The sequence below is a fragment of the Embleya sp. NPDC127516 genome (assembly GCF_044765325.1).
In the GTDB taxonomy this organism is placed as follows: Bacteria; Actinomycetota; Actinomycetes; order Streptomycetales; family Streptomycetaceae; genus Embleya.
The window spans coordinates 43,022-67,731 of the sequence record NZ_JBIWJT010000021.1; the positions used below are offsets into that span (position 1 = coordinate 43,022).

A 24,710-nucleotide genomic window follows, 5' to 3' on the forward strand; every position below is an offset into this window, starting at 1 on the left:
GCACCGAACGAAGACGGAGCCCGGAATTGGGTCGGCCGAACGGATCCGCCCGGGCATCGGCTGCCTAGTCTGTGGTCCCATGACACATTCAGCCGCGCTGCCGTTCGGGACCCACGACTTCGTACTGCGCGGCGGGCGGGTCCTCGATCCGGAAACCGGGCTCGACGCGGTGGCCGACGTGGGAGTGACCGCCGGCATGATCAGCGCCGTCTCCCGGGAGCCGCTCCGGGCCCTGCGGACGGTGGACGTGCGCGGTCTGGTGGTCGCGCCGGGCTTCATCGACATGCACAGCCACTCGCACGATGTGGCCGGCCACCGCCTCCAGGCCCTGGACGGAGTCACCACCGCGCTCGACCTCGAGGCCGGCCTGTCGCCGGTCGAGGAGGGCTACCGGCAGGCCGCCGCCGAGGGGCGCCCGCTCAACTACGGCTTCTCCGCGTCCTGGTGCCAGGCCCGGATGACCGCCGTCGGCGGGCTCCCGCACGGTGGCGGCATCGCCGTCGCGCTCGCGCAGCTAGGCCACCCGGCCTGGCAGCTCGAGGGCGACGGCCGGCAGCTGGACGCGCTGCTCGAACTGCTGCGCCGGGACCTCGCCGCCGGCGCGCTGGGCATCGGGATCGTGGTCGGCTACGCGCCTCGGATCAAACCCGAGGAATACCTCGCCGTGTCGCAACTCGCCGCCTCCGCCGGTCGCCCGACGTACACGCACGCCCGGCAACTGATCGAGGTGGAGGAGGACACTCCCATCGACGGCGCGCAGGAGATCGCCCGCGCGGCGGCGGAGACCGGCGTGCACGCGCACTACTGCCACGTCCCGTCCACGTCGCTCCGGCACACCGACCGGGTGATGCGGCTGATGGAGGACGTGTGCGCCGAAGGCGGCCGGGTCTCCACCGAGGCGTACCCCTACGGCGCCGGTATGACGGCCATCGGCGCGTCCTTCCTGGCGCCCGAGAAGCTCGGCACGGCAAATATCAAACCCTCCGACATCGTCTACGCCCCGACCGGCGAGCGTCCGGCCGACGCCGCGCGGCTGCTCGAACTGCGGGCGGCGGATCCGGGCGGTCTGGCGATCGTGCACTTCCTCGACGAGAACGACCCGAACGACCGCGCGTTCGTGGACCGGGCGCTGCTGCATCCGGGCAGCGTGATCGGCTCCGACGCGATGCCGTTGACCTGGATGAACGGAACGGCCGACCCGATGGCATGGCCGCTGCCGCCGAACGTGGTCACCCACCCGCGCACGGCGGGCACGTTCTCCAAGGTACTGCGCCGCTACGTCCGCGAACTCGGCGCGCTCACCCTCATGGACGCCGTCGCACGCAGCAGCTTCGCGCCCGCGCGGCTCCTCCAGGACAGCGTGCCCGTGATGCGCCGCAAGGGCCGGGTGCAGGCGGGATGCGACGCCGACCTGATCGTCTTCGACCCCGACACCGTCTCCGACCAGGCCACCTACGAGCAGAGCACCCGCCCCTCCATCGGGTACGCGCACGTCCTGGTCGGCGGCGTCCCCGTGGTCCAGGACGGCGTCCTGTGCCTGGACGCCCTGCCGGGCACCGCCGTACGCGCCTGACCGAACCCGCCCACCCCGACGGACCGCGCCCTCGCCGAGGGCGCGGTCCGTAGGCTTTCCCGCGACCGGGGGACCGTCGTGCGATCACCCTCCCCGCACCGCCCCGGCGCACCTGCCCCGCCCTTTCGGCGGCGGGCAGGCGCTGCCCGGCAGGAGGGTTCGGATACCGGCTTCCGTGCGCCGCACGGCCCGGTGGTCGTGCCCCCGTATCGCGACGGTGGCGGTCAGCCGCCACCCGCCGGCGATCCGGCGGTGAGCGGCAGCGTGAGGTGGACCCGGAAGCCGCCTTCGGGGCGCTCGCCGGCCGACAACGTGCCGCCCAGGATCTTGGCCCGCTCGCGCATACCGATCAGACCGTGGCCGGGACCCGCGCTCGGACCCGATTCCGCCACCGGCCCCGGGCTCGGGCTCGGCCCCGGGCCGACTCGCGCCCGGACCGCGTCGCGGCGCGGACCGTCGTTGGCGATGCTGACGCTCAGCCGATCCGAGAGATGCCGGACCCGTACCTCGGCGCGGGTGGTCCCGGCATGCTTGACCACGTTGGTCAGCGCCTCCTGGACGATGCGGTAGACGCACAGTTCCAGGCCCGGGGCCAGGTGCTTGGCGACGCCCTCGGTGGTCAGGTCCACCACGACCCCGACCGTGCCCATCCGCTCGGCCAGATCCGCGAGTCCCTCCAACCCCGGCATCGGACCGGCCGCACCGTCGCCGCCGGTGTCTCCGGTCCGCTCGCCGTCGACCCCGCCGCCCTCGTCGAAGTCGACCCGGAGCAGCGCCAACAGGCGCCGCATCTCGTCCAACGCGTCCCGGCCCACGTCGCCGATGACGTCCAGCGCGGCGCGGGCCGCGCGCGGATCGGAGTCGAAGACGTACGAGGCCAGGCCCACCTGCACGGTGATCACCGACATGTGGTGCGCCACCACGTCGTGCAGTTCCCGGGCGATCCGCACCCGCTCGTCCACGATCGCGCGCCGGGCGCGCTCCTCCTGTTCCCGCTCCAGCCGCGCGGTGAGCTGGACCAATTGCCGATTGCGCTGCGCGAGTCTGCGCATCGCGTCGCCGATCACCACCGCGATCAGCGGTACCAGGACCGCCTGGGCCAGTACCAGCGCCGGCCCCAGCCGTCCCTGCGTGCCGCTGAACGCGACGACCCCGCCGACGAGCACGGCCCCCGCCGCGGCGACCCGCGGCGGTCGTTGACCGGCCAGGGTCACGAGCGCGATCACCGGCGCCCAGAAGTTCAGCGAGGGCTGATAGCCGGCGGCCAGGTACACCACGTACATCGACGCCGAGGCGATCAGCACCGGCACCGGGGCTCGCCGGCGCAGCGCGAGCGGCAGGCTCAGCGCGCAGGTGAGCAGGTACGCGGTGGTGTCGTAGCGCGCCCACCCGTCCGGGTGGAACTGCTGTCCCGCCACGCAGCCCGCCGCGGCCATCGCCACCGCCGCCACCACGTCCACCAGCCGATGATCCGGGCGCCATCGCACCGTGCGCGCGGATTCACCCGTGGGCGCGGCGCCCGCCGAGCCCCGTGGCAGGTCCCCGACCACCCGGCCTCCGGCTCTGCCGCCCACCGGCGGTACCCGTTCGCGCACGCTCTACCGACGCGCGACGGAGCCGACGATGGATCTCCCCTGGCCGGGCCCGACACCGCGCCCCGCGCGCGTGCCACCGCCGCCTACCGCACCCATCGCGGCTCCGTCTCCCCGTCGACCGCCCTGTGCCGTCGACCCCCGACAACGCTACGAATCCGGCGGCCCCAGGACATTCCCTCACCGGATGAGAAGCGAATGGAACTTCCGCGGTATACGCGGCGCCCGCTCCACCCACCGCGGTAGTCGCGCCCACCCGCCGGGCCCGGACGAGGATCGACACCGAGGCACCGAGGCACCGAGGCACCGAACCGCCCGGGCCGTGTCGGCGATTCCCGCCGCGTCCACTCGCTCGGAACCCGACGAGCCGGTCACTCCCGCGCGGTGCGTTGGAGCCAGCCGTGCGGGTTGCTGGTGACGCCGTACAACTCCAGGTCGCGGCGTGTGGTGAACGCGCCGCCCTGCTCGGTGGCCAACCAGTCGGTGACCGCGGGCACCACACCGCCCGGCATGCCGGGCGGACACAGGTCGGGGTCGTCGACGATGCCGTCCTCGACGACGAAGAATCCGCCGTCGGGGACCAGTCGGGCGAAGTTGCGCAGCGCGGCCGTCGTCGTGGCGTACTCGTGCAGCGTGTCCTCGACGACCAGGCAGCGGGCACCGGGTGGGACCTGGTCCGCGACCCGGTCGGCGACGCTCGGATCGGTGACATCACCGGCCACCAGGGTGATCTCGCGGGCGAAGGACGGGTCGGCGTCGTGCAGCAGGGCGGCGACGCGGTCCTGGTCCAGGTCCACCGAGATCACCCGGATCCCGTCCGGGACGCGACCGTAGCCGGCCTGGGTGCGCAGCCGGTCGCGGAACCACAGCGCCGAGCCGCCCAGGTGTGTGCCCAGTTCCACCACCACCTGGGCGCGCGAGGCCCACAACACGTGCTCGAACACACGCAGGTCCTCGGGGAACTTCTTGATCCGCAGCCCGGCGTACCAATCGCGGACGTGTTGGCGCCCGCGCGCCCGCCGGTACTCCAGGAGGCTGGCCCGGTGGTCGGCGGTGACGGTCGGCGGCAGTTGTCCGCCCTCGATGTGATCGGTGATGGTGATCCGCTCCTGTCCCGATGACTCGACGGTTTCGGGCGGCGGACCGGGCCTGTTCGGGTCGTTTCGTGTCTCCGCCATCCTTCCATTGAAGAGGCCGACCCCGGTTTCGGCAGCCGGAAGCGGGAAGTCGCGCCGTCGCCGGAGCGGGCGCCGCTCAGTCGGGCAGGATCGAGCGGTACCAGTCGATCTTGGCCCGCAGATGTCCCTGTTGGGCGCGCAGCAGCGCGATCTGTTCCTCGACCGCGTCGTCGTGCCGTTCCAGCAGCCCGATGCGCTCGGCCAGCGACTCCTGGTCGCCGGTGCGCGCCAGTTCGGCGTAACGGCGCATGTCCGCGATCGGCATGCCGGTGTCGCGCAGGCAGCGCAGTATGCCGAGCCATTGCAGGTCGTCCTCGGTGAAGCGGCGGTGGCCGCTGGGCGCCCGGCCCACGTCGGCCAGCAGGCCGATGCGCTCGTAGTAGCGCAGGGTGTCCAGGCTGAAGCCGGATCGCTCCGCCGTCTCGGCCGGGGTCAGGTAGCTCGTCGCGGTGCTGGTCATGACCGCATTCTGCCCGCCGTCCGCCTGACGGCGCGCTCCCCTTTTCGAGCCGGGCGGCGGCCTCACGCCGACGGCGCGCGCGTAGTGGCGGATTCGGTGGCACGTGTGCGCTGGGCGGGCTCACGGCGGCGCGGGTGCGCTGGGCGGGGTCCACTGCGGCGCGTGCGCGATGGGCGGGCTGACCCTGACACCGTGTCAGGCGCTGAGCTGGGCCGCATGATCGCCTACAACGGCTCCGGGCCGTACTGCTACACCCATTGTCTGCGCATGATGCTCGGCTCGTACGCGCCGGATCCGGCCGTGGTCGAGACCCTCACCGGGTCGCCCTTCGGGGTGCAACTGGTCGGCGGCGAAACGCCGTTCTTCGACCCGTTCGGTTGGGATCCGGAACTGGGACTGGCCGCCGCGGTCACCGCGCTGGGCTGGACCTGCGAGCGCGAGTGCGGCGGCACCGCGGACGAGGCCCTGGACCGGCTGCGGGCCGCCTGCGCCCGGGGCCCGGTCCTGGCCGGGCCGCTGGATCTCGGACTGTCGACGTATCGGCCCGGCACACCGGTGGCGGACGGCGGCGACCACTACGTGGTGGTGCCGGCCGCCGACGAGGACACCGTGCTCCTGCACGACCCGCAGGGGCACCCGTACGCCCGTTGCCCGTCGGGGAGTTCGCCGCCGCGTGGCGCGGCGCGGAGATCGCCTACCTGGATGAGCCGTTCGTGCTGCGCACGCGGTTCGTCCGAGTCCGCGAGGTCGCCGTCGCCGACGTGTTGCGCAAGTCGTTGCCCGCCGCCGCGCACTGGCTCGCCGGCCGCACGGACCTGCCCGTGCCGCCGGGCACCCTCGGCGGCGCCGAAGCGCTGCACGCGCCGGCCGAGACGGTGTCGCGCGGACTCGCCCCGGACGTGCGCACGCTGCCGGCGTCGTTCGCCGTCCGGGTCGGCGCGCGCAGGCTCGACGACGCGGCCGGATGTCTCGCCGGGCTGGGTCTGCACGAGGTCGCGCGGATCGCCGGCCGACAGGCCGCGTCGGTCGGGGCGTTGCAGTATCCGCTCGTGGTCGGGGACGACCGGGCGCCGGCGGCCGGCCTGCGCGAACTCGCGCCCACCTACCCGGAACTCGGTCGAGAGCTAGGGCGTGCCCTCGTCGGCTGAACCCGGGCCCGCCGCGCCGCCGACGACCGCGTCCCACGCCGCCATCGCGCACGCCGCGAGCCGCTCCAGGTCCGCGCGCGACGCGCCGTCGCGGGCCTGCACGGACATGCCCTGGATCACCGCGCTATAGAAGGAGGCAACGGTGGCGGCGTCGACGCCGGAGGGGACGTCGCCGTCGCGCACGCCCTGGCATAGTCTCCGCGTCAGGTCGTCGATGCCTTCCTTGCGCACGCCGGCCACGTGCTCGCGCACGGGCGCGTTCGCCTCGGAGCAGTTCGTCGCGCACAGCACGATCATGCAGCCGCGCGGCTTGGCCTCCTCGGTGTACGCCCGCGCGTTGGCGGCCAGCATCGCCGCGACGGCGGCCCGCGCGGTCGGCTCCTCGACCAGGGCCCGCGTCACCGTCCGGCCCTCGGTGTCGCCGTACAGCCGCAGCGACTCGCGGAACAGTTCCTCCTTGGAACCGAAGGCCGCGTACAGGCTGGGCGAACCGATTCCCATGGCCGACGTCAGGTCGGTCATCGACGTCGCCTCGTAGCCCAGATCCCAGAACACCCGCATGGCCCGTTCCAGGGCCGCGTCCCGGTCGAATCCCCTGGGTCGTCCGCGTCCGGCCAAGCCGGGCCACCGCCCTTCGCTCATCCATTTCTGTGTCGTTCGTTCAATATATGCCTTGACCTGCCCGGACGGCCCTGTGATTATTTCTGTGCCGATCGACACAGAAATCGGCGAACCGAAAAAGAACATCGACACGGAGTCGGGGGACGGGCATGCACGAGCCGACGGACGCAACGGGCGCGACGGGCAACAGGGCCGCGCTGATCACGGGTGGCAGCAGGGGAATCGGCGCGGCGATCGCCCGACGCCTGGCGCACGACGGCGTGGACGTGGCGTTCACCTACGTGAGCGCGACCGGCAAGGAGAAGGCCCAGGAGGTGGTGGCCGCCGTCGAGGCGACCGGCCGGCGGGCCCTGGCGATTCGGGCCGACGTGGCGGACGCCGACGCGGTGACCGAGGCCGTGGACCGGGCGCACGCCGAGTTCGGGCGGTTGGACATCCTGGTCAACAACGCGGGCGTCTTCCCGAACGGCCCGATCGAGCAGGTCGCCCTGGACGAGCTGGACCGCACGTTGGCCATCCACGTACGCGCCGCGTTCCTCGCCTCCCAGGCCGCGATCCGACACCTGCCCGAGGGCGGCCGGATCATCTCCATCGGCAGTTGCCTCGCCGACCGGGTGCCCTTCCCGGGCATCGCGCTGTACGCGATGAGCAAGGCCGCGCTGGGCGGCCTGACCCGGGGCCTGGCCCGCGAGCTGGGGCCGCGCGGGATCACCGCGAACGTGGTGCACCCGGGCTCGACCGACACCGACATGAACCCGGCGGTCGGCCCCGACGCCGACGCGCAACGCCAACTCAGCGCGCTGGGACGCTTCCTGGACCCGGAGGAGGTCGCCGCGACGGTCGCGTTCCTGGCCGGCCCCGGTGCCGGCGGCATCACCGGCAGCGCGCTGACCGTCGACGCCGGCTCCAACGCCTGACCCGGCCCGCCGCCGCGGGTCGCCCGGAGCATGTCCCCGGGCGACCCGCGTGGCCGGTGTGGCCCGCCCGCGCGGCCCGCCCGCGTGGCCCGCTGCCGCCGGACGAGCGGAAGCCGCCCGGTCACGGGGACTTGCTGTAGCCCAACGCCTCGACGATGCGTCCGTCGCGGATGTGCATCAGATTGACGCCCGCCACCCACGCGGACCCCGCGTGCGCGTCGCCGAACACCTCGTTCACCTCGCCCCCGCCGAAGTACACGTTCCAGCGGATCACCGCGCGATCCCCGAACACGAACACCTCCTGGGGCCGGAAGGCGGTGTTCGTGTCGGCGGCCAATTCCTGCCAGAAGCCCAGGCACGCGTCCAGCCCCTCGTACCGCGTGCCCTCGGGCGCCGGCTGCACGCTCACCATCACGCACTCGTCGGCGACCAGACCGGCCAGGAGCGTCGGATCGTGCGCGGTGAACGCCTCGTTGAACCGCTCGATGACCTGAGCGGTCGTCATGGTCCCGGCGGTCCCGGCGGTCTCGCCGGACGTGCCGGTCCCGGTCGTCCCGGCGGTCCCGGTCGTGGTCTCGATGGTCGTCGTGGTCCGCGACATGGTCGTGTCTCCCGTGTGTGTTCCGACGAGTTCTCCCGAACTCGTCGACGATGTCCGGCCCGCCGGTCTCGGCGGCGCCGTGGGAACGATCTTGCGACCCTCGCGGGGACCGGACAATTCCCGGCAGGGAATGACCGGCAGCCCGCTCGGATCCCGCGGTCACCCCGGACGGCGTCCGATCGTCGTCGAGGGCGCGGCCGCAACGTCGGCCATCCGACCCAGTGATCGCGTCACGGCACACGACGGGTCACCCTTGACCATCAAAACCGATCACCATATGGTTTTTGAACCGGGCAGTAGCCCGGACTGCCCCGGGACCCACCGATCGGAGTCGCCATGGCCGCGCACGACCTCACCCTGACCGACAAGGCCGCGTTGACCAGCGGCCTGGGCCAGATGACCACCAAGGCGATCGAGCACGCGGGGATCCCGTCGATCACCATGTCCGACGGCCCGCACGGGCTACGCCTGCAACGTCCCGATCGCGAGCCGGGTCAACTCGACCTGAGCCCGGCCGCCCCCGCGACGTGCTACCCGCCGGCCGTCGCGCTGGGCAGCAGTTGGGACATCGAACTCGCCCACCGCGTCGGCGCCGCGCTCGCCGTCGAGGCGGCCGCGCACGGCATCGGTGTCCTCCTCGGCCCCGGCATCAACATCAAGCGCTCGCCGCTGTGCGGGCGCAACTTCGAGTACTTCTCCGAGGATCCGACGCACTCGGCCGAATTCGGCGGCGCCCTGGTCCGCGGCCTCCAGGAGCACGGCACCGGAGCCACCCTCAAGCACTACGCGGCCAACAATCAGGAAACCGACCGCATGCGGGTCAGCGCCGACATCGACGAGCGCCCCCTGCGCGAGATCTACCTGCGCGCGTTCGAACGCGTGATCCGCCGCGCTCGGCCCTGGGCGGTGATGTGCGCCTACAACGGCGTCAACGGCGTGACCCTGTCCGAGAACACTCGGCTGCTCACCGACATCCTCCGCACCGAGTGGGGCTTCGACGGCCTGGTGATGTCCGACTGGGGCGCGGTGCGCGATCGGGTCGCCGCGCTGCGCGCCGGACTCGACCTGGAGATGCCGCCGACCGGCGGGCGCACCGACCGCGAGGTGGTCGCCGCCGTCACCGCCGGCGAGCTCGACGAGGTCGTGCTCGACCAAGCCGTCGAGCGGCTCGTGCACTTCGCCCACCTGGCCGCGCGACCCGCCGGCGACGGCTCGACCGCGCCGTACGACGAGCACCACCGACTCGCCGGCGAGGTCGCCGACAACTGCGTCGTGCTGCTCCGGAACGAGGGCCCGCTGCTGCCGCTCGACCCCGCCTCGGGCAGCGTCGCGGTGATCGGCGAACTCGCCCGCACCCCGCGCTTCCAGGGCGGCGGCAGCTCCCAGGTGACGCCCACCCGGGTGGACGTCCCGCTCGACCACATCCGCGAACTCGCCACCGGCGCCCGGGTCGACTTCGAGCCCGGCTACCCACTCGCGGACGGCCCCGAACCCGACGCCGACCCGGTCGGGGCCGCCGACCGCGCGGTCCGCCTCGCCACCGCGAGCGACACCGTCGTGCTCTTCCTGGGCCTGGCCCAACAGGACGAGTCCGAGGGCTTCGACCGCGACCACATCGACCTGCCCGCCGAGCAACTCGCGCTGCTGGAGCGCATCCTGGCGGTCAACTCCCGGGTGGCCGTGGTGCTCTCCAACGGCGGCGTCGTGCGCACCGCGCCGTGGCACGAGCGGGTGCCCGCGCTCGTCGAGGGCTGGCTGCTGGGCCAGGCCGGCGGCGGCGCGCTCGCCCGCGTGTTGTTCGGCGCGGTCAATCCCTCCGGCAAGCTCGCCGAGACCATCCCGCTGCGCCTGGAGGACTCCCCCAGCTTCCTGACCTTCCCCGGCGCGGAGGGCCACGTGCGCTACGGCGAGGGCGTGTTCGTCGGCTACCGGGGCTACGACGCGGCCCGCCGCGAGGTCGCGTTCGCGTTCGGCCACGGCCTGTCCTACACGACCTTCGCCTACCGCGACCTGACCGTGGCGCCCACCGCCGACGACACCGGGTTCGCCGTAAGGGTCACCGTCGCCAACACCGGCGACCGCGCCGGTCGCGAGGTGGTGCAGGTGTACTCCTCGGCACCCGCCGGCTCGACGGTGGAGCGGCCGATCCGGGAACTGCGCGGCTTCGCGTCGGTGCGTCTGGAGCCGGGCGAGAGCCGGGAGGTGCTGGTCGAGTTCGACCGCGCGGACCTGGCGTACTACAGCGTGCGCAACGACGGCTGGCGGGTCGAGGGCGGCACCTACCGCATCGAGGCCGCCGCGTCCTCTCGCGACATCCGGCTGTCCGTCGACCTGGCCGTCACCGCCGACGACGCCGGCGCCGAATTGAACGTGCACAGCACGCTGGGCGAGTGGCTGGCCCACCCGGTGGGCGGCCCGCTGCTCCTGGAGCGACTGGCCCGCGCGAGCTCCGACCTCACCTCACGGCTCGCGGAGGACCCGATGTTGCAGCGCGCCGCGCACAACGTCCCACTGGAGGTGGTCGCCGACTTCGCCGGCGGATTGATCGGCCGCGACGAACTGGCGGTACTCGCCGAGCGGGTCGCGCAGGCCGCGGGCTGAGGTCGGACCCGAGCCGACCGGCGGGTGCGGTGCCACGAGGACGCCGCACCCGCCGGGCCCGAATCCGGCTCAGTCGCGGCCCGTCGCAGCGGGTGCCGGCGCCGGCTCCACCAGGGTCAGGATGTCCTTGATCGCCTGCTCCATGTCGATCGAGCGGTCGTTGAGCCACTGCAACTGGATGCCGTCCGCGACCGCGATCAGCAGCACCGCCAGCCGCTCCGGCGGAATCACACTGTCGATGGAACCGTCCTCGACGCGCGATCGCATCGCGGCCAGCACCGACTCCCGCGAGCGTGGATAGCGCTCGGCGAAGAACGCGTGGGCCGGATGCTCGGGATCGCTGCCCGCCGCGGCCATCGACACGTAGAGCTCGATCAACCCGGCCGCGCGCGCTCCCGCGCGGACCATCTCCAGATGCGGATCGGGCCCGTCGTAGTCCTCCCACAACCGGCGGTTCTCCTCGTCGCGGGCACGGAGCACCTGCGTCAGCAGGTCCTCCTTCGACGCGAAGTAGTGCATCAGGCCCGGCAGGCTCAGGTTGCACCGCGCCGCGACCTTGCGCAGCGACGTACCCCGATAGCCCTCCTCGGCGAAGACCTCCAGGGCCACCCGCAGGATCTCCCGCCGTTTCGCCTCGCCCTTCTCGTACGGGCCGCGTTTCGCCATGTAACCCACCTTAGTCCGCGCCCACACCCCGGCCGCCGGGCCCGGTGGGAGTGACACAAAGGCAGTCGATCGGATGGTGTGCCGGCACACGCCGTTGCGGCCGGCGGCGGGGACTCGTTGATCCGTCATGACCACATCCACGTCGCTCGACGAGGCATTGGGCACACTCGCCGGCGCGATCGAGGAGATTCTCGACCTCCTCGACCCCACCCCCACCCCCGAGGGCGAGCGGCTACCCGCTCGCCCTCGACCGATCCCCGACGGCCCCGATCAGGCCGTACCGATACTGCACCTGGATCCCACCATCGACCCGGACGCCCTCGTCCACGCCCTGCGGCACGCCCTGCACCACTGACCGCCGGCCGGGCAGGTCGCGAAATCGCCTCGCCGAGGCGAGCCGCGAGAACCGCCGTCGCGCCCGCCCTCCTCGCCGATGGGCGACGAACAACCCACCTCTATGCGCGAGTTCACGAGACCCCGACGGCGGATGCCGGTACCGCGGCCCTCGCCGGTTCCGGACCGAACCGCGCTGTCACGCACAGGAAGGCCACCCCGAAGGCCACGTCACAGGACGAACGCAACAGCTCGAAGCCGTCGGCAGCGGTGGGCGACCACGGCGCAGAGCGTGCCCAGCACACCCACAATGACGATGGTCAACGTCCCGCCGATCCCGGGATCGAACAAGCCGGTCACTCGGGTGGGCAACCCGCGCACCGACTGATTCGCGGCGTTCTCCACCCGGCCGACCCGCTCGGGGGTGACGACCCGGTCGGTCCGGAACCGCCGGGCGGCCCCGGGCAGCACCAGTGCCGACAGCGCCACCGTCGCACCCGCGGTGGTGATCGCGGTGACGCCTACGCGGCGGCGTCCGGTGCGCAGGAGGTAGACGATGAACACGGCCTGAGCGACGTCGCCGGGAGCGGGCCCGGGCCCGGACGGCGGGTGCGCGAACCCGCTCTGACACGCCGCCATGCGGCAAACGAGTGAGGGTCGACGTCCGAGGGGCGGTCGTGTTGTTCCCTGGTAGGGCACCCACCGTGCACGTCGCGCGGAACGTACGCGCGCCGTTCGTCGGTTCGTCCCCCGTTCGTCCGCCCGTTCAGGAGATCCCCGTGGCCATCGCTCCCGGCAAGCTGTCCGACCCGGCCGTAGGCGCCTTCGTCGCCGCCGTCAACGCGCACGACCGGGACGCCTTCGCCGCGCTCCTCACCGCCGACGCGACGATGTCCGACGACGGTTCGGACCGCGACCTGCACGACTGGGTGGATCGGGAGATCTTCTCCTCCAACGGCCACATGGACGTGGTGACCGAGTCCGCCGGCGGCCACGCCCTGATCGTGGGCTACCGCAACGACACCTGGGGCGAGATGCGCACCGCGTGGCGCTTCACCGTGACCCCCGACGGCCGCATCAGCCGCTTCGAAACGGGCCAGGCGTAGCCCCACCGGGTCCGCACCCGTCGCGGACCGTCCCGCGGACCGATCACGCGTCGAGGAACAGGCCACAACCGCCCGCCCGACACCGCTCGATCCACGCCGCCGGATCCCACGACTCGAAGGACTCCAGTGCCGAGCCGACGAACCGCTCGAAGGTCGACGGCCGGGGGAGATGCGCCTTCGCACCGCTGGGAACACGACGGTTCCACTTCCGGGCCGGTGCCACATGCTCCTCGTCGGGCCCACCCGTCGGCGCCGCCCGGAGCGCGCACTGGTACGGACTCGGGCTGCCGGGCGAGCCCGCACCATTGCGCCGCCTGCCGCTGCTCGCGCTGCCGGATCCGCCCGGCCCCCGGTCGTGGGGGCACCGGCACCCCTTCCCTCCTCATCCGCGCGGGGCCTCCGGAATTCAGGACTCGCAATTCGGATTCGGATTCGAGGCCCGGGCGGCCCTCTGCCCGGCCCCGGGCCCGAGCCCCACGGCCGGGGCTCCGCGTCGTCAGGCCCGCACGGTGGGCAGCACGAGCAACTCGGCGAGGTTGACGTGTGCCGGAGCGGCGACGGCGTACACTGCGCCGCCTGACCCGCCCGACCGCGCACCGCCGGCCCCGCGCTCGGCGGGCCGGCAGCCTGTCCGCCGCACCCCCGGCCCGGCCCTGACGTCGACCACGGTCCGCGCGGGTCAACCCAGTTCGCGGAACCAACGGACGACGGCGGCGGTGCCCAGGCGGTTGGAGTCCGAGTGCGTCACCTCGGGGCCGAAGCGGGTGACCCGAACGTCCGCCCCGGCCGCGCGCAACGCGGCCCGGCAATGCGCCGTGTTCGCGGGTGCGGCCTCCTGGTCGTCGACCGCCACGTACAGCCGTACCGGCACCCCCGGGCGCCAATTCGTGCACACCGAGTCGGTCTCCCGCAGCGCGGCGGCGAACGCGCCGGTGGGTCGCTCCAACAGGGCCCGCCCGGGTCCGGTGAGCAGGGCGTCGATGTTCTCCGGGGTCCCCCGCAAGACCTCGGTGGGGGTGTGCGAGCCGTCCAACAGGCCCTCGATGGTGTCCGCGTACAGCGGCTGGAAGACGTCGGCCGGTCGGTCGTAGACGTGGTGCAGGCGGTTGTAGGAGACCAGTAGCAGGCTCGCGTAGATCACGCTCGCCTTCTCGTCCAGGTCGCCGCGCAGCAGCGCGGGCAGTTCGGCGCGGCGGAAGTCGTAGGCACCGCTGATCGGCGCGATCGCGCCGACCCGGAAGAACGCGTCCGCGCCGGACCGGAGCGCACGGGCCAGTCCGAGTGCGGCGGAGGCGCCCTGGGAAAACCCGCTGACGTACACCTCCCGTTCCAGACTTCGTCCGCGCGAGTCGGCGAACGACCTTGCCGCGCGCAGCAGATCGAGCGAGGCGGTGGTCTCCGACGGGATGTCCATCCACGGGTGCGGGCCCGGGCCCTCGCCCTGACCGAGGTAGTCGGGCATGGTGGCGGCGAATCCGGCCGAGGCGAACGTCAGCGCGGGCGCGATGCCCCACGTGTCCTCGGCGGTGGACGGCGCGTCGCGCCGGTACAACTCGGTGCCGTGCGTGAACGACACCACGCGCAGTCGTCGATCCGCGCTCGCCGGAAGCGCGAACAGACCGGTCGCGGTGGTGGGTCGGCCGGTCGCGTCCACGGTGCGGTAGACCAGCCGGTACAACGTGACGTCGTCGCGGACGGTGCCCGGATCCCAGCGGTCGTCGCGCAGTTCCTGCCGGGCCTGCCCGGCGGTCACGGTCCGCAACTCGACGAAGTCCACGAGCGTGCCGCGCCCGAGCCGGTCGACGGCCGCCTGCGACGCGGCAGGCGTGGCGGGCGCGGCAGGCGCCGCGGCCCCCGCGGTCGCGGTGACCGTCGCGCTGAGCAGGCCGGCCAGGACGAGCGCCGCCGTGAGCCGGCGAGTGGCAGAGCCGGCGGTGGAGGTCGGGGCACCGGCGCGCGGTGCCGTACGGGAGTTCCTGCCTGGTGTGTCGAACCCTCGATTTCCCATGCCTCGACGCTAGGCATTCGGCGAGCGGGCGAACATCCGGACAGCGGGGAGGGCGGGATCCGGGCACGCCCGGGCCGAACCCGGGGGCATACCCGATGGACGCGCGGGTCGAAGTGTGCTCGGGCCGGGCCCGGCCGCCCGCGACGACACACGCCGGTGTCGGAAACGTCCCCCCGCGCCCGGTCCGGCGCTGCTGGAATGGAAGCGGACACCGCGCTGCGCGGTGGCGGAGCCCGAGCACCGCCGTCCGGCACACGAGGGAGCGACCCATGACGACCCGACACCCGCCCCGGCGGACCACGTCCACCGCGCGCACCGGCCGGGCGCCCGGGGCCTGGCCCGTACTCGGGCACCTCCCGCACCTGCTGCACGCCCCGCTGCGCTTCCTGGGCTCGCTGCCCGCGCACGGTGAACTGGTCGAGATCCGGCTCGGCCCACGCCCCGCGTTCGTGTTGTGCCATCCCGAACTCGCCCGGCAGGTAATGAGCGACGGCCGCACCTTCGACCGGGTCGGGCCGCTGTACGAGGGTTCGCGCGCGGCCCTGGGCAACGGTCTGGCCACCTGCCCGCACGCCGACCACCGGCGGCAACGCATGCTGATGCAACCCGCGTTCCGGTCCGAACACCTGCCCGGCTACGCCGACGCGATGCGGCGGGAGATCGGCGTGGCGCTGGAGCACTGGCGACCGGGCCGGGTGCTCGACATGGTCGACGAGATGTTCGCGCTCACCACGACCGTGGCGGTCCGCACCCTGTTCGGCGGCGGCATCACCGATCGCGACATCGCCGAACTGCGGGACAGCCTGGACACCTTCCTCAAGGGCGTCTACCTGCGCGCGCTGCTGCCCGCCGTCGACATCCTGCCCACCCCGGGCGCCCGGCGCTACACCCGGGGCCTGGCCACATGGCGGACCCACGTAACGCGGATCGTCGGCGAGCGCCGTGCGGACGACGCCGACGGCGGGGATCTGCTGGGTCGTCTGATCGCCGCCCGGGACGAGGCGGGCGGAGCGCTCACCGAGCGGGAACTGCACGATCAGGTCGCGGTGTTGATCCTGGCCGGCGCCGAGACCACGTCGTCCGCACTGTCCTGGGCGCTGCATCTGGTCGCCGCGCATCCCGAGGCGGAGGCGGCGCTGCACGCCGAGGTCGACGCCGTCCTCGACGGGCGCGTGGCCGGTCCCGACGACCTGCCCCGACTGGAGTGGACCGGCCGGGTGATCCGCGAAGTGCTGCGGCTGTACCCACCGGCCTGGGTGCTCCCGCGCACCAGCACGCGCGAGATCGAGGTGGCCGGCCGCCGGCTGCGCGCCGGCAGCACGCTCGTGTTCAGCCCGTACATCCTGCATCGTCTCCGGGAGTTCCACCCCGAGCCGGAGCGCTTTTGCCCGGAACGCGACCAGGCCGACGGCTTCGCCTCGGGGGCCTGGTCGCGCGCTTCCTTCGTGCCCTTCGGTACGGGTCCGCACAAGTGCATCGGCGACACGTTCGCGTTGACCGAGGCCACGCTCGCGCTGGCCTCCATCGCGGGCCGCTGGCGCCTGCGCCCGGCCTCGGGTACCCCGGTCCGGGCCACCCCGCGCAGCGTGTTGACCCCCAGCGCCCTCCCGATGCATCTGATCCGCCGCTGAGCCGCACCGCCCGACTCCCGTAGCCGGCAGGGTCGTTCGTTCAACCGTGGGCGGCCACGCACTCCCCCACGGCATCGAACAGCAGCGTCCAGTTGGCCGGCACGCGCCGTACCGCGAAGGTCAACTGGAAGCGGACCACCGCCCACTCGTCGGGGTGCGCGCCGGCGCCGTGGGCACGCACCACCTCGAGGGCGTGGTCGAGGCACTCGACCGGGTCGTCCTCGTCGAACCCCAGTCGCGCGTAGGCCCGACGCACGTGGTCCGGCATGGACAGCGACTCGTCCCACCCGGCCACCGCGTCGAGCAGGTAGAGCAGGTGACTTCCCGGAGCGGGGAGTTCGCCACGCAGTCGAGCCGTGTCGAATTCCCGGTCCGCGTCCTGCGCCACCAGGTCCGAACCCTGAACGGCCCAGGCGACCAGGTCCATCCAGTAGGCCGGTTCGTGCAGGCCGTCGGTCTGCCGGATGTGTTCGCTCGCGAACACCGCCATCGCGTCCGGGTCGTCGATCAACGGCGAGACGACCATGTCGCTCGTGCCGTCGAAGCCGAAGTAGTGGCGCCGCCCGTCGAGGACGAGCGACTCGATGCCGGCCACATGGCCGGTTCGTCCGGGCAGCGGGTCGAAGCGCCTGGCGGGATCGGGGTTCATGTCGACGACGGTAGCGACGATCACCGACGCCGCCGCCCCCGACCCGCGCCACCGCGGCCCCGCGACCCGGCGTGCGCGGCCGGTCGACGCACGCGGCTCGGCCGCCGGCCGCCTCGCTCACGCCTCGCGTCGGTGCAGGTCCCCCAGTACCGCCAAGTCGGCCTCGGTCAGCCGCAGCGCGCCGGCGGCCACGTTGGCGACCAGGTGGTCCGGGTTGCCGGTGCCGGGTATGGCCAGCATGTGCGGCCCCTGGTGCAGCGTCCAGGCGATCCGGACCTGCGCCGCGCTCACCCCGTGCGCTCGCGCCACCTCCAGCACCTCGGCCGCCTCGGTGTTGACTGCTCCGACCTGGCGCCCGGTACCGGCGATGGCGTAGAACGGTACGAACGCGATGCCCTGTTCACCGCAGGTGCGGACGAACTCGCCCTGGTCGGCCCGCATTCCGATGCCGTACGGGTTCTGTACACACACCACCGGCGCGATCGCGCGTGCCTCGGCCAGTTGCTCGGGGTGGATGTTGGAAACGCCCAGGTGTCGGATCAGACCGGCCGCACGCAGGTCGGCCAGTGCGCCGAAGCGCTCCGCGATCGAGTCGGTGCCCAGGACACGCAGGTTCACCACGTCGAGGTGATCACGGCCGAGTTGGCGCAGGTTCTCCTCGACCTGGCCGCGCAGTTGCGCCGGCGTCCTCGCGTGCGGCGCCCAGTGACCCGCCGCGTCCCGGCCGGGTCCGACCTTGGTGGTGATCACCAGGTCGTCCGGGTAGGGGGCGAGCGCCCGGTTGATCAGTTCGTTGGCGGAGCGCAGCGGCGAGAAGTAGAAGGCGGCGGTGTCGATGTGGTTCACCCCGAGTTCGACGGCGCGGCGGAGCACGCCGATCGCCCGCTCCCGATCGCTGGGCACCGCGTCGGCCGCGAGCGCCTCGCCGTCCTGCGTCAGGCGCATCGCGCCGAATCCGATCCGGTTGATCGTCAGGTCGCCGAGCGTCCAGGTGCCCGATTCCGTCGCGGTGATCGTCTGTGTGGTCATGGCGGCATGATCCTCGGGGGCTAGGCTGATCACCATCGATTAAGGTATATCCGAATCCTCAGGGGTGGAGATGTCGGCGAAGCTGGCGTTCTCGGCGGGTGATCTGGCCCGGATGCGGTTCGCCGTCTCGCCGATGTGGGAGGTCGGCCCCAGCTTCCGGCTGCTGTGCTCCGGCGCCGCCCACGCGATCCACCGGCCCTGGATCGAGCAGGTCCGCCCTCGCGTGGCGGCCGCCGGGCTGGACCGGGGCCGACTCGCCGAGCTGATCCCGCCGTCGGGCTACGTGCCCGACTTCCTCAACCCGGCGCCCACCGGGCCGACCTCCACCCTGGCGGCGGAACTGGCCGAGATCGTGGCCACTCCCGTCGCCTCGGTACGCCGCGACCTGGATCGGCTGCGCCACGAGCGCGGCGGGCTGGGCCCCAGGACCGAGGCCCTGTACGCCGATCCGCGTGCCCGGCTGGCCCGGGTCGCGGAGGAGATCGAGACCTATTGGGAGTTGGCGCTCGCGCCCTACTGGGCGCGGATCCGGGCGGTACTCGACGCCGATGTCTTCCACCGGGCCCGGCAGGTCGCCGAACGCGGGGCCGGTCGGCTCCTCAACGAGCTGCACCCGTCGGTCAGTTGGGACGACGACACGTTGCGGCTGGGTCGGCGGGAGCGGGCGCTGTCCCGGCGCACGGCGGGCGCGGGACTGCTGCTGATCCCGTCGGTGTTCACCGGACCGGACCCGTTCACCCGGGTCACCCCGCCCGAGCCACCGCAACTGGCCTATCCGGCCCGGGGCATCGGCGGGTTGTGGACCCCGCGTCCGGTCACCGGCACCGAGGCCCTGGCCGCCGTCCTGGGCCGCTCGCGCACCCTGTTGCTGAGCGAACTGGACACTCCGGCCTCGACCACCGAACTGGCCCGGCGAACCGGGCTCTCCGCGGCGGCGGTGTCCCAGCAGTTGACCGCGCTGCGCGACGCGGGCCTGGTCACCGCGCACCGGGCCGGCCGCGTGGTCCTGTACGCCCGCACGACGATCGCCGAATCCTTCCTGACCGCCACGTCCCGGTGACCGACCGGGGCGGGCGTCCACTCGGGCGCCCTCGGTCAGCGTTCGGCTTCGTCGTCCGCGTCGCCGCGCGGCCAGACCGCGATCGCGATCAGGACCGCGGCCCACACGCCCAGCGGCACGATCGGCCAGTAGCCGATCAGCTCCCCCTTGAGCACGCAGCGTGTTCCCCACACACCGGTGAGGATCACCGCGCCGCCCAGCCAGTAGCGCCACTCCTGAAGCCACTCGCGCAGGTCCCGGCGATCCCGCTCGGCCCGCGTGGTCGCGACCGTGGCCGCGCGTGGCCGCGCGGCGGGCAGGTCCGCGGTGAGTTCCGCGAGTTCACCGAGCACGGAGGCGGCCGCGGCGCGCGTCGCGCGCTCGTCGTACTCGCTCCGGTCCAGTCGACCCTCGGCGTAGCCGGCGGCGAGCCGGGCCAGTGTGGTGTCGCGATCGTGATCGGACGCGCGCATGGCGTGATCGAGTCGAGCATCCACGACAATCTCCTTCCGGGCGGACACCGAGTCTTTAGAATACAGTCGTATCCAAAACTTGTCAGGGGGGATCGATGCCCAAGATCGTGGACCGCGACGCGCAACGGCGGGCGATCGGGGCCGCGCTGCTGGAATTGGTGTCCCGCAACGGCCTCGACGAGGTCAGTGTGCGCACGGTGGCCGCCGCCGCCGGGCGCTCCGCCGGCGCGGTCCAGAAGTACTTCCGCACCAAGGACGAAATGCTGGGCTTCGCCGCCGAGTTGGCCGGCGAGGCGGTGGAGCGGCGGTGGGCCGAGGTGGATCCCACCGGGCCGCCGCATGAGGTGTTGCGCCGCCTGGTGCTGACCACCCTCCCGCTGGACGCCGCCCGGCGCGCCGAGGCGACCGTGCGCTTCGCCTTCGTCACCCGCGCCGTCCACCACCCCGGTCTGGCCGCGACCCAGCGTGAGATCGACACCGACATCCGCGCGGCGCTGGCCGACTGGCTCGGTTCCGCCGCGCTGCCCGCGCACGGCCGGGACGCGTGCGAACGCATCGCCGACGCGATCATCGCGTTGTCCGACGGCCTGGCCATGCGCATGCTCTACACGCCGGACGCGGAGGCCGAATTGCTCCCCGCCCTGGACAACGCCCTGCGCGCCCTGCTCGGCGACCACTGATCGCCGACCCCGCCCGCAGGGTGACCGGCACCACCGGAATCGTGCGCCCGAAGGGTGGCCGAATCCCGGATTTTGTGCGCCGAGTGCCGCGTGCGAGAGTGGTTCACGGAGCCCGAACCGGCTCCCGGACGAGGCACGCCGTACCCGGTTGAGACAAGACGGTGTCAGGGAGCGTGCCTGTCATGGCTTGGATCGTCCTGATCATCTCCGGTGTCCTGGAAGCCGTCTGGGCGACGGCACTCGGCAAGTCCGCCGGATTCAGCAAACTCTTCCCGACCATGGTGTTCGGCATCGGCCTGACCGCGAGCATGGCGGGCCTGGCGTACGCCCTGCGCGAGCTGCCGGTCGGCACCGGCTACGCGGTGTGGGTGGGCATCGGCGCGGTGTTGACCGTCACCTACGCGATGCTCTTCGACGGCGAGGCGTTCTCCGTCGTCAAGGTCCTGCTGCTGGCCGGCATCGTCGGCTGCGTGATCGGCCTGAAGGTCCTGCACTAGGCCCTGTCCGGCATCGGTGGGTCGGGCCTCGCCCACGCGAGGCCCCACCCACCGGCCCGGTGTCCCGGTCAGTCGATCCGCAACTCACCCATCGCGCTCCACCCGTTCGCGTCCGGGATCACCGTGCTCACGATCTCCGGCGTGTGCCGGATCAGCGGACGGATCTGCTCCAGGGCCGCCTTGAAGTGGTCGGAGTTCACGTGCGCCGCGGCAGCGTCGTCACGGAACGCCTCGACCAACACGTACGTGTTGGGGTCCTCGACGCTGCGCGACCACTCGAACCACAGGTTGCCCGGCTCGCCCCGGGTGGCCCGGGTGAACGCCTCGACGTGCTGCGGCCACTCGTCGGCGTGTTCGGGCTTCACCGGAAACTTCACCACGATGAAAATCATTGGGTAACTCTAGGTCATCGCGCCTGCGCACAGGGGCGTACACCACCACCCCGGCGGCGACCCGCGGAACGCGTCGCGAACGGCCGACCCATTCGGCCGCACCGACCCGCGCGGGCGTACCGGCGCTCACCGGTCGACCGCCGGCACCGACACCGGGACCGCGACGAGCCGGCCGGTGCGCGGACCCTCCGTCGCGTCGGCCATGCCGTGCCATTCGGTGGCGACGACGAACAGCGTCCTCCCGTCGGGACCGCCGAGAGCGCACGAGAAGCAACCCCGGTCCAGTTCGACCGTCCGCAGCACCTCGCCCCCTTCCCGAACCCGCACACACCGCTCGTTGGGCACGTCCGCGTACCAGACCGCGCCCTCGGCATCGACGCAGATCCCGTCCGGAACGCCGTCGCCGAGGTCTGCCCACACCCGGCGATTCGACAACCCGCCGTCGACCGCGATGTCGAACGCGGTGAGGCGGTTGCCGTACGACTCGGCGACGATCAGCGTCGAGCCGTCCGGGGTCACCGCCATGCCGTTGGGAAAGGCGACGTCGTCGGCCACCCGCCGGACCGATCCGTCCGTGGCGATCACCGCGATGAACCCCGGCCGGAACGCCTGCCCCGCCGACAGGTCGAACCCGATCCCGTTGACGTACGCGTTGCCCCGTCCGTCCACCACGATCTCGTTGAAACCGTCCCCGACCGCGCCCAGATCGGCGTACTCCAGCAACGACCCGTCCGCCTCGAGGGTCACCACGCGTGCCTCGCTGGACGAGACGATCAGCAGCCGCCCGTCCGGCAGCCGATCGATGCACATCGGCATCGACGGAAACGGCACCCGCACCACCACCTCGCCCACACCGTCGGGCGCGACCGCGAGCACCTCCTGGGCACCCCAGTCGGAGAACCACAACCGGCCCTCGAACCACCGCGCCGACTCACCGAAAGCAATGTTCTCCCACAGGACGGTCCACTCGGACATGCGTCACGACTCCTAGGTCGACCCGAGGCGGGCCGCCGTCGGTGTCGACGGCGGATACCCGCTCTCCCGGGGTAGACCCCGACACACCCGAGAACTCATCGCCGAGCAAGCGCCCCGCGCGTCGTACCCGAAGCCACCTCCGGGAAGGCCGCCGAGGACCGTCGAAGAGCCTGCCGCCGCGACCGCGCGGGGGCGGATCGGCGAACGCCGCCGCGTACCGACCGCCCGAGGAACCGATTGTCCCGGCATGGAGAGCACGGCGGAAATCCGCCGCTCGCCGACATCGACGAATCCCGGGACCGATGACGCGCGACCGACGTCCCGGCAGTCCCGGCACAATGCCCGGCCGCAGCGCCCTTCCGGGCCGGCCGGGAGGACGAGGTCGTCAGGCCAGGCGCTTGGCGAAGATGTACTCGGTGCTGCCCGGCGGGTAGTCCGGCACCGTGCCGACGAGTTCGTAGCCCTGTTTCCGGTAGAACTCCGGCGCCTGGAACTCCCAGGTCTCCAACCGCACATGCCGGCAGTCGCGCTCGGTCAGCGCGATCTTCTCGGCCCGGGCCAGCAGTTCCCCGCCGAGGCCGGTGCCGCGCCGGGTGGAATCGACCCACAGGAGGTCCACGTGCAGCCAGTAGGCCCACGTGTATCCGGCCAAACCGCCGATGATCGTGCCGTCGTCGTCGAGGGCGAACAGGTGCAATGCCACCTCGTCCTCGGCATCGGTCCCCTGGAGCCTCGCCAAGTGCGGCGACGCCGCGACATTGGTGTCGCCGAGCTGCTGCCCGAGCCAGGCTCGGCGTTCCGCGTCCACATTCGCTTCGAACTGCACCACGCACTCACCTTAGCCGGACGCGCGGCCCACGACGACAGTGCGCCGTCCGACGGCGTCGCGAGTGCGGGTCCGACGGCGTCGCGTGCGCACGACACAGCAACACGCCCACCCCGCCCGGCACATGGCCGCCGGTCGGGGGCCTCGCACGGAACCGCCGACCGAACGCACCCTCAGCGGCCGTCCACCGCGTACCAGACCGCCGTGTCGCCCGGCAGGATCCCGCCCCCGGGCAACGCGCCGCCGGCCGGCAACACCGCGCCGTACTCGGGCAGCCGGACCGGCTCCGCGCCCGAATTCACCGCGCACACCAGCGCGTCGCCGCGCCCGAACACCAACGTGCCCTCGGGCGAATCGAGCCTGCCGAACGGGTGCGGCGGATCCTCGAACAGCTCCCGGTGGTGCGTCCCAGTGGTGTCCGAAAACAGCTCGTTGGACCCGGTCAGCGTCTCGCTCGGATTCAGCGACGCGGGACGGCGGCGTCGAGGGTGGCCGCGTCGTGCGCGCCACCTCGGCGTTGCGGTCCTGCGCCATCCAGGCCGAAGTCGCGCGGGTAGCGGGCAACCACCGAATCGGGTCCGTCGTACAACCGCGCGCGCAGTTCGGCGGACGCGTGGTCGAACCTGGGCAGTGTGTCGACACGGCGGAACGACGCGTATCGGCCCCGGTTCTCGGCGTCGAAGTAGTAGAAGCCCGCCTCGGCGGAGTCCGGTTCGGCCCGGCCCTGGCGGAACCACTCGCTCGGCGTGGTCTCGGCCGCGCGCGAGGCCGGCCGGCGGGTCCCGCACGACGTCTCGGTGGTGGGTTACGACGACTCCTACCTCGCGGCGCACAGCGACCCGCCGCTGACCACCGTGCAACAGCCCATCGAGCAGATGTCCACCGCGATCGCGACCGCGATGTGGCAACGGCTCCAGGGCTACCACACCCCGCACGTCGACCACCGCTTCGCGCCCCGTCCGGTCGCGCGCGACTCCACGGCCGCCGCCCCGCCGCACCGGGACTGACCCCCGAGCGCGAGCACCGACGTACTACACGATCCGCCGCGGCCGGGCTTCCAGGCCCGGCCGCGGCGGATCGCGCGTCAGGAGCCCCGCACCCGGCCCAGCGTGTGGAGCATGTATCGATCCCGGTCGTAGGGATCGGGCCCGGTCCGGGCCCGGATCGGGATCGGATGGCCGGTGAAGGCGCGATATCCCTCGAACTCACTGACCAGGACGCCCTCCCCCCGGCTCGACTCGGGCAGCCGCCGGGTGACCCCGTGCAGCTCGGCGGCCGGGATCGTGCCCCGTACCAGGCAGCGGTCGCCCCGCGTGGACTGCTCCTCGGGCACCGCCCGCGCACCCGCCGGCAGCGCCGAGACCGCCCCGACGCTCGTCACGGGTGCCTCCAGCTCGAACCGGTGCGTCGGTTCGAACACCCGCGTGCCCGCGCGTTTGAGCGCGTCGCCGACGACCAGCGGTGTGACGTTCCGGAAGTCGCCCGCCGCACTGAGCGGGCTCGCGAACCCGGTCCGGGTCAGCGTCACCGCGCAGTCCAACACCTCCCAGCCCCGGATGCCCTGAGTCCCGTCCGCTGCTCCGTTGCAGGTTCCGTCGCGGATTCCGTTGCAGATTTCGTTGTGGATTCCGTTGCGACTCGCGTTGCAGCTCGCGTTGCAGGAGTCGTCCACCGCTCACCCGCGAGGCGGCCTCCGGTCCCCGGAAAAGCCCAGG

Annotated in this window: 27 protein-coding genes and 1 riboswitch; of the genes, 11 read left to right on the top strand and 16 right to left on the bottom strand. The window is 72.7% G+C overall.

Going from position 1 to position 24,710, the window contains the following annotated elements; translation table 11 throughout:
• Positions 1-79: 79 nt before the first annotated feature.
• Entirely contained in the window at positions 80-1,573 is a 1,494-nt protein-coding gene (locus ACIRL2_RS33890; protein ID WP_402237293.1) for an amidohydrolase family protein, read from the top strand.
• 224 nt (positions 1,574-1,797) lie between these two features.
• Here ACIRL2_RS33890 and ACIRL2_RS33895 read toward each other — a convergent pair whose 3' ends face one another.
• The 3 genes from ACIRL2_RS33895 to ACIRL2_RS33905 form a co-directional block, all read right to left on the bottom strand.
• A complete protein-coding gene (locus ACIRL2_RS33895; protein ID WP_395870070.1) occupies positions 1,798-3,033 on the bottom strand; it encodes a sensor histidine kinase in 1,236 nt (411 codons plus the stop codon).
• A gap of 503 nt (positions 3,034-3,536) precedes the next feature.
• Complete coding sequence (locus ACIRL2_RS33900) at positions 3,537-4,343, bottom strand: CmcI family methyltransferase (protein WP_402237296.1); 807 nt, start codon at positions 4,341-4,343, stop codon at positions 3,537-3,539.
• A gap of 76 nt (positions 4,344-4,419) precedes the next feature.
• Positions 4,420-4,803, bottom strand: coding sequence for a MerR family transcriptional regulator (locus tag ACIRL2_RS33905; protein WP_395870074.1), 384 nt, complete (start codon positions 4,801-4,803; stop codon positions 4,420-4,422).
• A gap of 647 nt (positions 4,804-5,450) precedes the next feature.
• Here ACIRL2_RS33905 and ACIRL2_RS33910 point away from each other — a divergent pair.
• On the top strand, positions 5,451-5,951 hold the full coding sequence (locus tag ACIRL2_RS33910) for a hypothetical protein (protein WP_402237298.1): 501 nt from the start codon (positions 5,451-5,453) through the stop codon (positions 5,949-5,951).
• Here ACIRL2_RS33910 and ACIRL2_RS33915 read toward each other — a convergent pair.
• On the bottom strand, positions 5,928-6,569 hold the full coding sequence (locus ACIRL2_RS33915) for a TetR/AcrR family transcriptional regulator (RefSeq protein WP_402237511.1): 642 nt from the start codon (positions 6,567-6,569) through the stop codon (positions 5,928-5,930). The genes ACIRL2_RS33910 and ACIRL2_RS33915 overlap by 24 nt on opposite strands.
• 152 nt (positions 6,570-6,721) lie before the next feature.
• On the opposite strand from ACIRL2_RS33915, the gene ACIRL2_RS33920 reads away from it, so the two are divergent.
• Positions 6,722-7,489, top strand: a complete 768-nt coding sequence (locus tag ACIRL2_RS33920; protein ID WP_402237301.1) for an SDR family NAD(P)-dependent oxidoreductase — start codon at positions 6,722-6,724, stop codon at positions 7,487-7,489.
• Positions 7,490-7,610: 121 nt separating this feature from the next.
• Here ACIRL2_RS33920 and ACIRL2_RS33925 read toward each other — a convergent pair whose 3' ends face one another.
• Entirely contained in the window at positions 7,611-8,090 is a 480-nt protein-coding gene (locus ACIRL2_RS33925) for a nuclear transport factor 2 family protein (RefSeq protein ID WP_402237303.1), read from the bottom strand.
• Positions 8,091-8,426: 336 nt separating this feature from the next.
• Here ACIRL2_RS33925 and ACIRL2_RS33930 point away from each other — a divergent pair, with 336 nt between their 5' ends.
• Positions 8,427-10,691, top strand: a complete 2,265-nt coding sequence (locus tag ACIRL2_RS33930; RefSeq protein ID WP_395870080.1) for a glycoside hydrolase family 3 C-terminal domain-containing protein — start codon at positions 8,427-8,429, stop codon at positions 10,689-10,691.
• Positions 10,692-10,760: 69 nt separating this feature from the next.
• Here ACIRL2_RS33930 and ACIRL2_RS33935 read toward each other — a convergent pair whose 3' ends face one another.
• The gene (locus ACIRL2_RS33935; protein WP_395870081.1) at positions 10,761-11,357 is read right to left on the bottom strand and encodes a TetR/AcrR family transcriptional regulator; all 597 of its coding nucleotides are present in this window, start codon (positions 11,355-11,357) and stop codon (positions 10,761-10,763) included.
• 127 nt (positions 11,358-11,484) lie between these two features.
• Between ACIRL2_RS33935 and ACIRL2_RS33940 the strand changes: the two genes are divergently transcribed.
• On the top strand, positions 11,485-11,712 hold the full coding sequence (locus tag ACIRL2_RS33940) for a hypothetical protein (protein ID WP_395870083.1): 228 nt from the start codon (positions 11,485-11,487) through the stop codon (positions 11,710-11,712).
• 209 nt (positions 11,713-11,921) lie between these two features.
• On the opposite strand, the gene ACIRL2_RS33945 is transcribed toward ACIRL2_RS33940, so the two are convergent.
• Positions 11,922-12,329, bottom strand: coding sequence for a glycosyltransferase 87 family protein (locus tag ACIRL2_RS33945; RefSeq protein ID WP_402237307.1), 408 nt, complete (start codon positions 12,327-12,329; stop codon positions 11,922-11,924).
• A gap of 140 nt (positions 12,330-12,469) precedes the next feature.
• Here ACIRL2_RS33945 and ACIRL2_RS33950 point away from each other — a divergent pair, with 140 nt between their 5' ends.
• Positions 12,470-12,796 (top strand): nuclear transport factor 2 family protein, encoded by a 327-nt coding sequence (locus ACIRL2_RS33950; RefSeq protein WP_331770504.1) that lies wholly within the window; start codon positions 12,470-12,472, stop codon positions 12,794-12,796.
• Between the two features lie 679 nt (positions 12,797-13,475).
• On the opposite strand, the gene ACIRL2_RS33955 is transcribed toward ACIRL2_RS33950, so the two are convergent.
• Positions 13,476-14,804, bottom strand: a complete 1,329-nt coding sequence (locus ACIRL2_RS33955) for a lipase (protein ID WP_395870086.1) — start codon at positions 14,802-14,804, stop codon at positions 13,476-13,478.
• A 269-nt stretch (positions 14,805-15,073) separates the two neighbouring features.
• On the opposite strand from ACIRL2_RS33955, the gene ACIRL2_RS33960 reads away from it, so the two are divergent.
• Positions 15,074-16,435 (top strand): cytochrome P450, encoded by a 1,362-nt coding sequence (locus tag ACIRL2_RS33960; RefSeq protein ID WP_402237310.1) that lies wholly within the window; start codon positions 15,074-15,076, stop codon positions 16,433-16,435.
• A 40-nt stretch (positions 16,436-16,475) separates the two neighbouring features.
• On the opposite strand, the gene ACIRL2_RS33965 is transcribed toward ACIRL2_RS33960, so the two are convergent.
• Both ACIRL2_RS33965 and ACIRL2_RS33970 read right to left on the bottom strand, forming a co-directional pair.
• Positions 16,476-17,084 carry a hypothetical protein gene (locus ACIRL2_RS33965; RefSeq protein ID WP_395870090.1) on the bottom strand — a complete coding sequence of 203 codons (609 nt, stop codon included), beginning with the start codon at positions 17,082-17,084 and terminating at the stop codon, positions 16,476-16,478.
• 117 nt (positions 17,085-17,201) lie between these two features.
• The gene (locus tag ACIRL2_RS33970) at positions 17,202-18,113 is read right to left on the bottom strand and encodes an aldo/keto reductase (RefSeq protein WP_395870092.1); all 912 of its coding nucleotides are present in this window, start codon (positions 18,111-18,113) and stop codon (positions 17,202-17,204) included.
• Positions 18,114-18,183: 70 nt separating this feature from the next.
• Here ACIRL2_RS33970 and ACIRL2_RS33975 point away from each other — a divergent pair, with 70 nt between their 5' ends.
• A complete protein-coding gene (locus ACIRL2_RS33975; protein ID WP_402237312.1) occupies positions 18,184-19,173 on the top strand; it encodes a DUF5937 family protein in 990 nt (329 codons plus the stop codon).
• A 35-nt stretch (positions 19,174-19,208) separates the two neighbouring features.
• Here the strand turns inward: ACIRL2_RS33975 and ACIRL2_RS33980 are convergent, their stop codons facing one another.
• Entirely contained in the window at positions 19,209-19,649 is a 441-nt protein-coding gene (locus ACIRL2_RS33980) for a DUF1707 domain-containing protein (protein ID WP_395870095.1), read from the bottom strand.
• Positions 19,650-19,720: 71 nt separating this feature from the next.
• Here ACIRL2_RS33980 and ACIRL2_RS33985 point away from each other — a divergent pair, with 71 nt between their 5' ends.
• The gene (locus ACIRL2_RS33985) at positions 19,721-20,305 is read left to right on the top strand and encodes a TetR/AcrR family transcriptional regulator (protein ID WP_395870097.1); all 585 of its coding nucleotides are present in this window, start codon (positions 19,721-19,723) and stop codon (positions 20,303-20,305) included.
• Positions 20,306-20,410: 105 nt separating this feature from the next.
• Positions 20,411-20,473: riboswitch (guanidine-III (ykkC-III) riboswitch) on the top strand.
• A gap of 14 nt (positions 20,474-20,487) precedes the next feature.
• The gene (locus ACIRL2_RS33990; RefSeq protein ID WP_402237316.1) at positions 20,488-20,802 is read left to right on the top strand and encodes a DMT family transporter; all 315 of its coding nucleotides are present in this window, start codon (positions 20,488-20,490) and stop codon (positions 20,800-20,802) included.
• 68 nt (positions 20,803-20,870) lie between these two features.
• Here ACIRL2_RS33990 and ACIRL2_RS33995 read toward each other — a convergent pair whose 3' ends face one another.
• The 4 genes from ACIRL2_RS33995 to ACIRL2_RS34010 form a co-directional block, all read right to left on the bottom strand.
• Positions 20,871-21,194: a putative quinol monooxygenase gene (locus tag ACIRL2_RS33995; RefSeq protein ID WP_395870102.1), complete on the bottom strand. Its 324-nt coding sequence runs from the start codon at positions 21,192-21,194 to the stop codon at positions 20,871-20,873.
• Between the two features lie 126 nt (positions 21,195-21,320).
• Positions 21,321-22,169, bottom strand: coding sequence for an SMP-30/gluconolactonase/LRE family protein (locus ACIRL2_RS34000; RefSeq protein ID WP_402237319.1), 849 nt, complete (start codon positions 22,167-22,169; stop codon positions 21,321-21,323).
• A gap of 385 nt (positions 22,170-22,554) precedes the next feature.
• Positions 22,555-22,995, bottom strand: coding sequence for a GNAT family N-acetyltransferase (locus ACIRL2_RS34005; protein WP_395870329.1), 441 nt, complete (start codon positions 22,993-22,995; stop codon positions 22,555-22,557).
• A gap of 173 nt (positions 22,996-23,168) precedes the next feature.
• Entirely contained in the window at positions 23,169-23,330 is a 162-nt protein-coding gene (locus ACIRL2_RS34010) for a hypothetical protein (RefSeq protein ID WP_402237321.1), read from the bottom strand.
• 411 nt (positions 23,331-23,741) lie between these two features.
• On the opposite strand from ACIRL2_RS34010, the gene ACIRL2_RS34015 reads away from it, so the two are divergent.
• Positions 23,742-24,002, top strand: a complete 261-nt coding sequence (locus ACIRL2_RS34015; protein WP_402237324.1) for a substrate-binding domain-containing protein — start codon at positions 23,742-23,744, stop codon at positions 24,000-24,002.
• 77 nt (positions 24,003-24,079) lie between these two features.
• On the opposite strand, the gene ACIRL2_RS34020 is transcribed toward ACIRL2_RS34015, so the two are convergent.
• Positions 24,080-24,667 carry a hypothetical protein gene (locus tag ACIRL2_RS34020; RefSeq protein ID WP_402237326.1) on the bottom strand — a complete coding sequence of 196 codons (588 nt, stop codon included), beginning with the start codon at positions 24,665-24,667 and terminating at the stop codon, positions 24,080-24,082.
• Positions 24,668-24,710 lie beyond the last annotated feature (43 nt).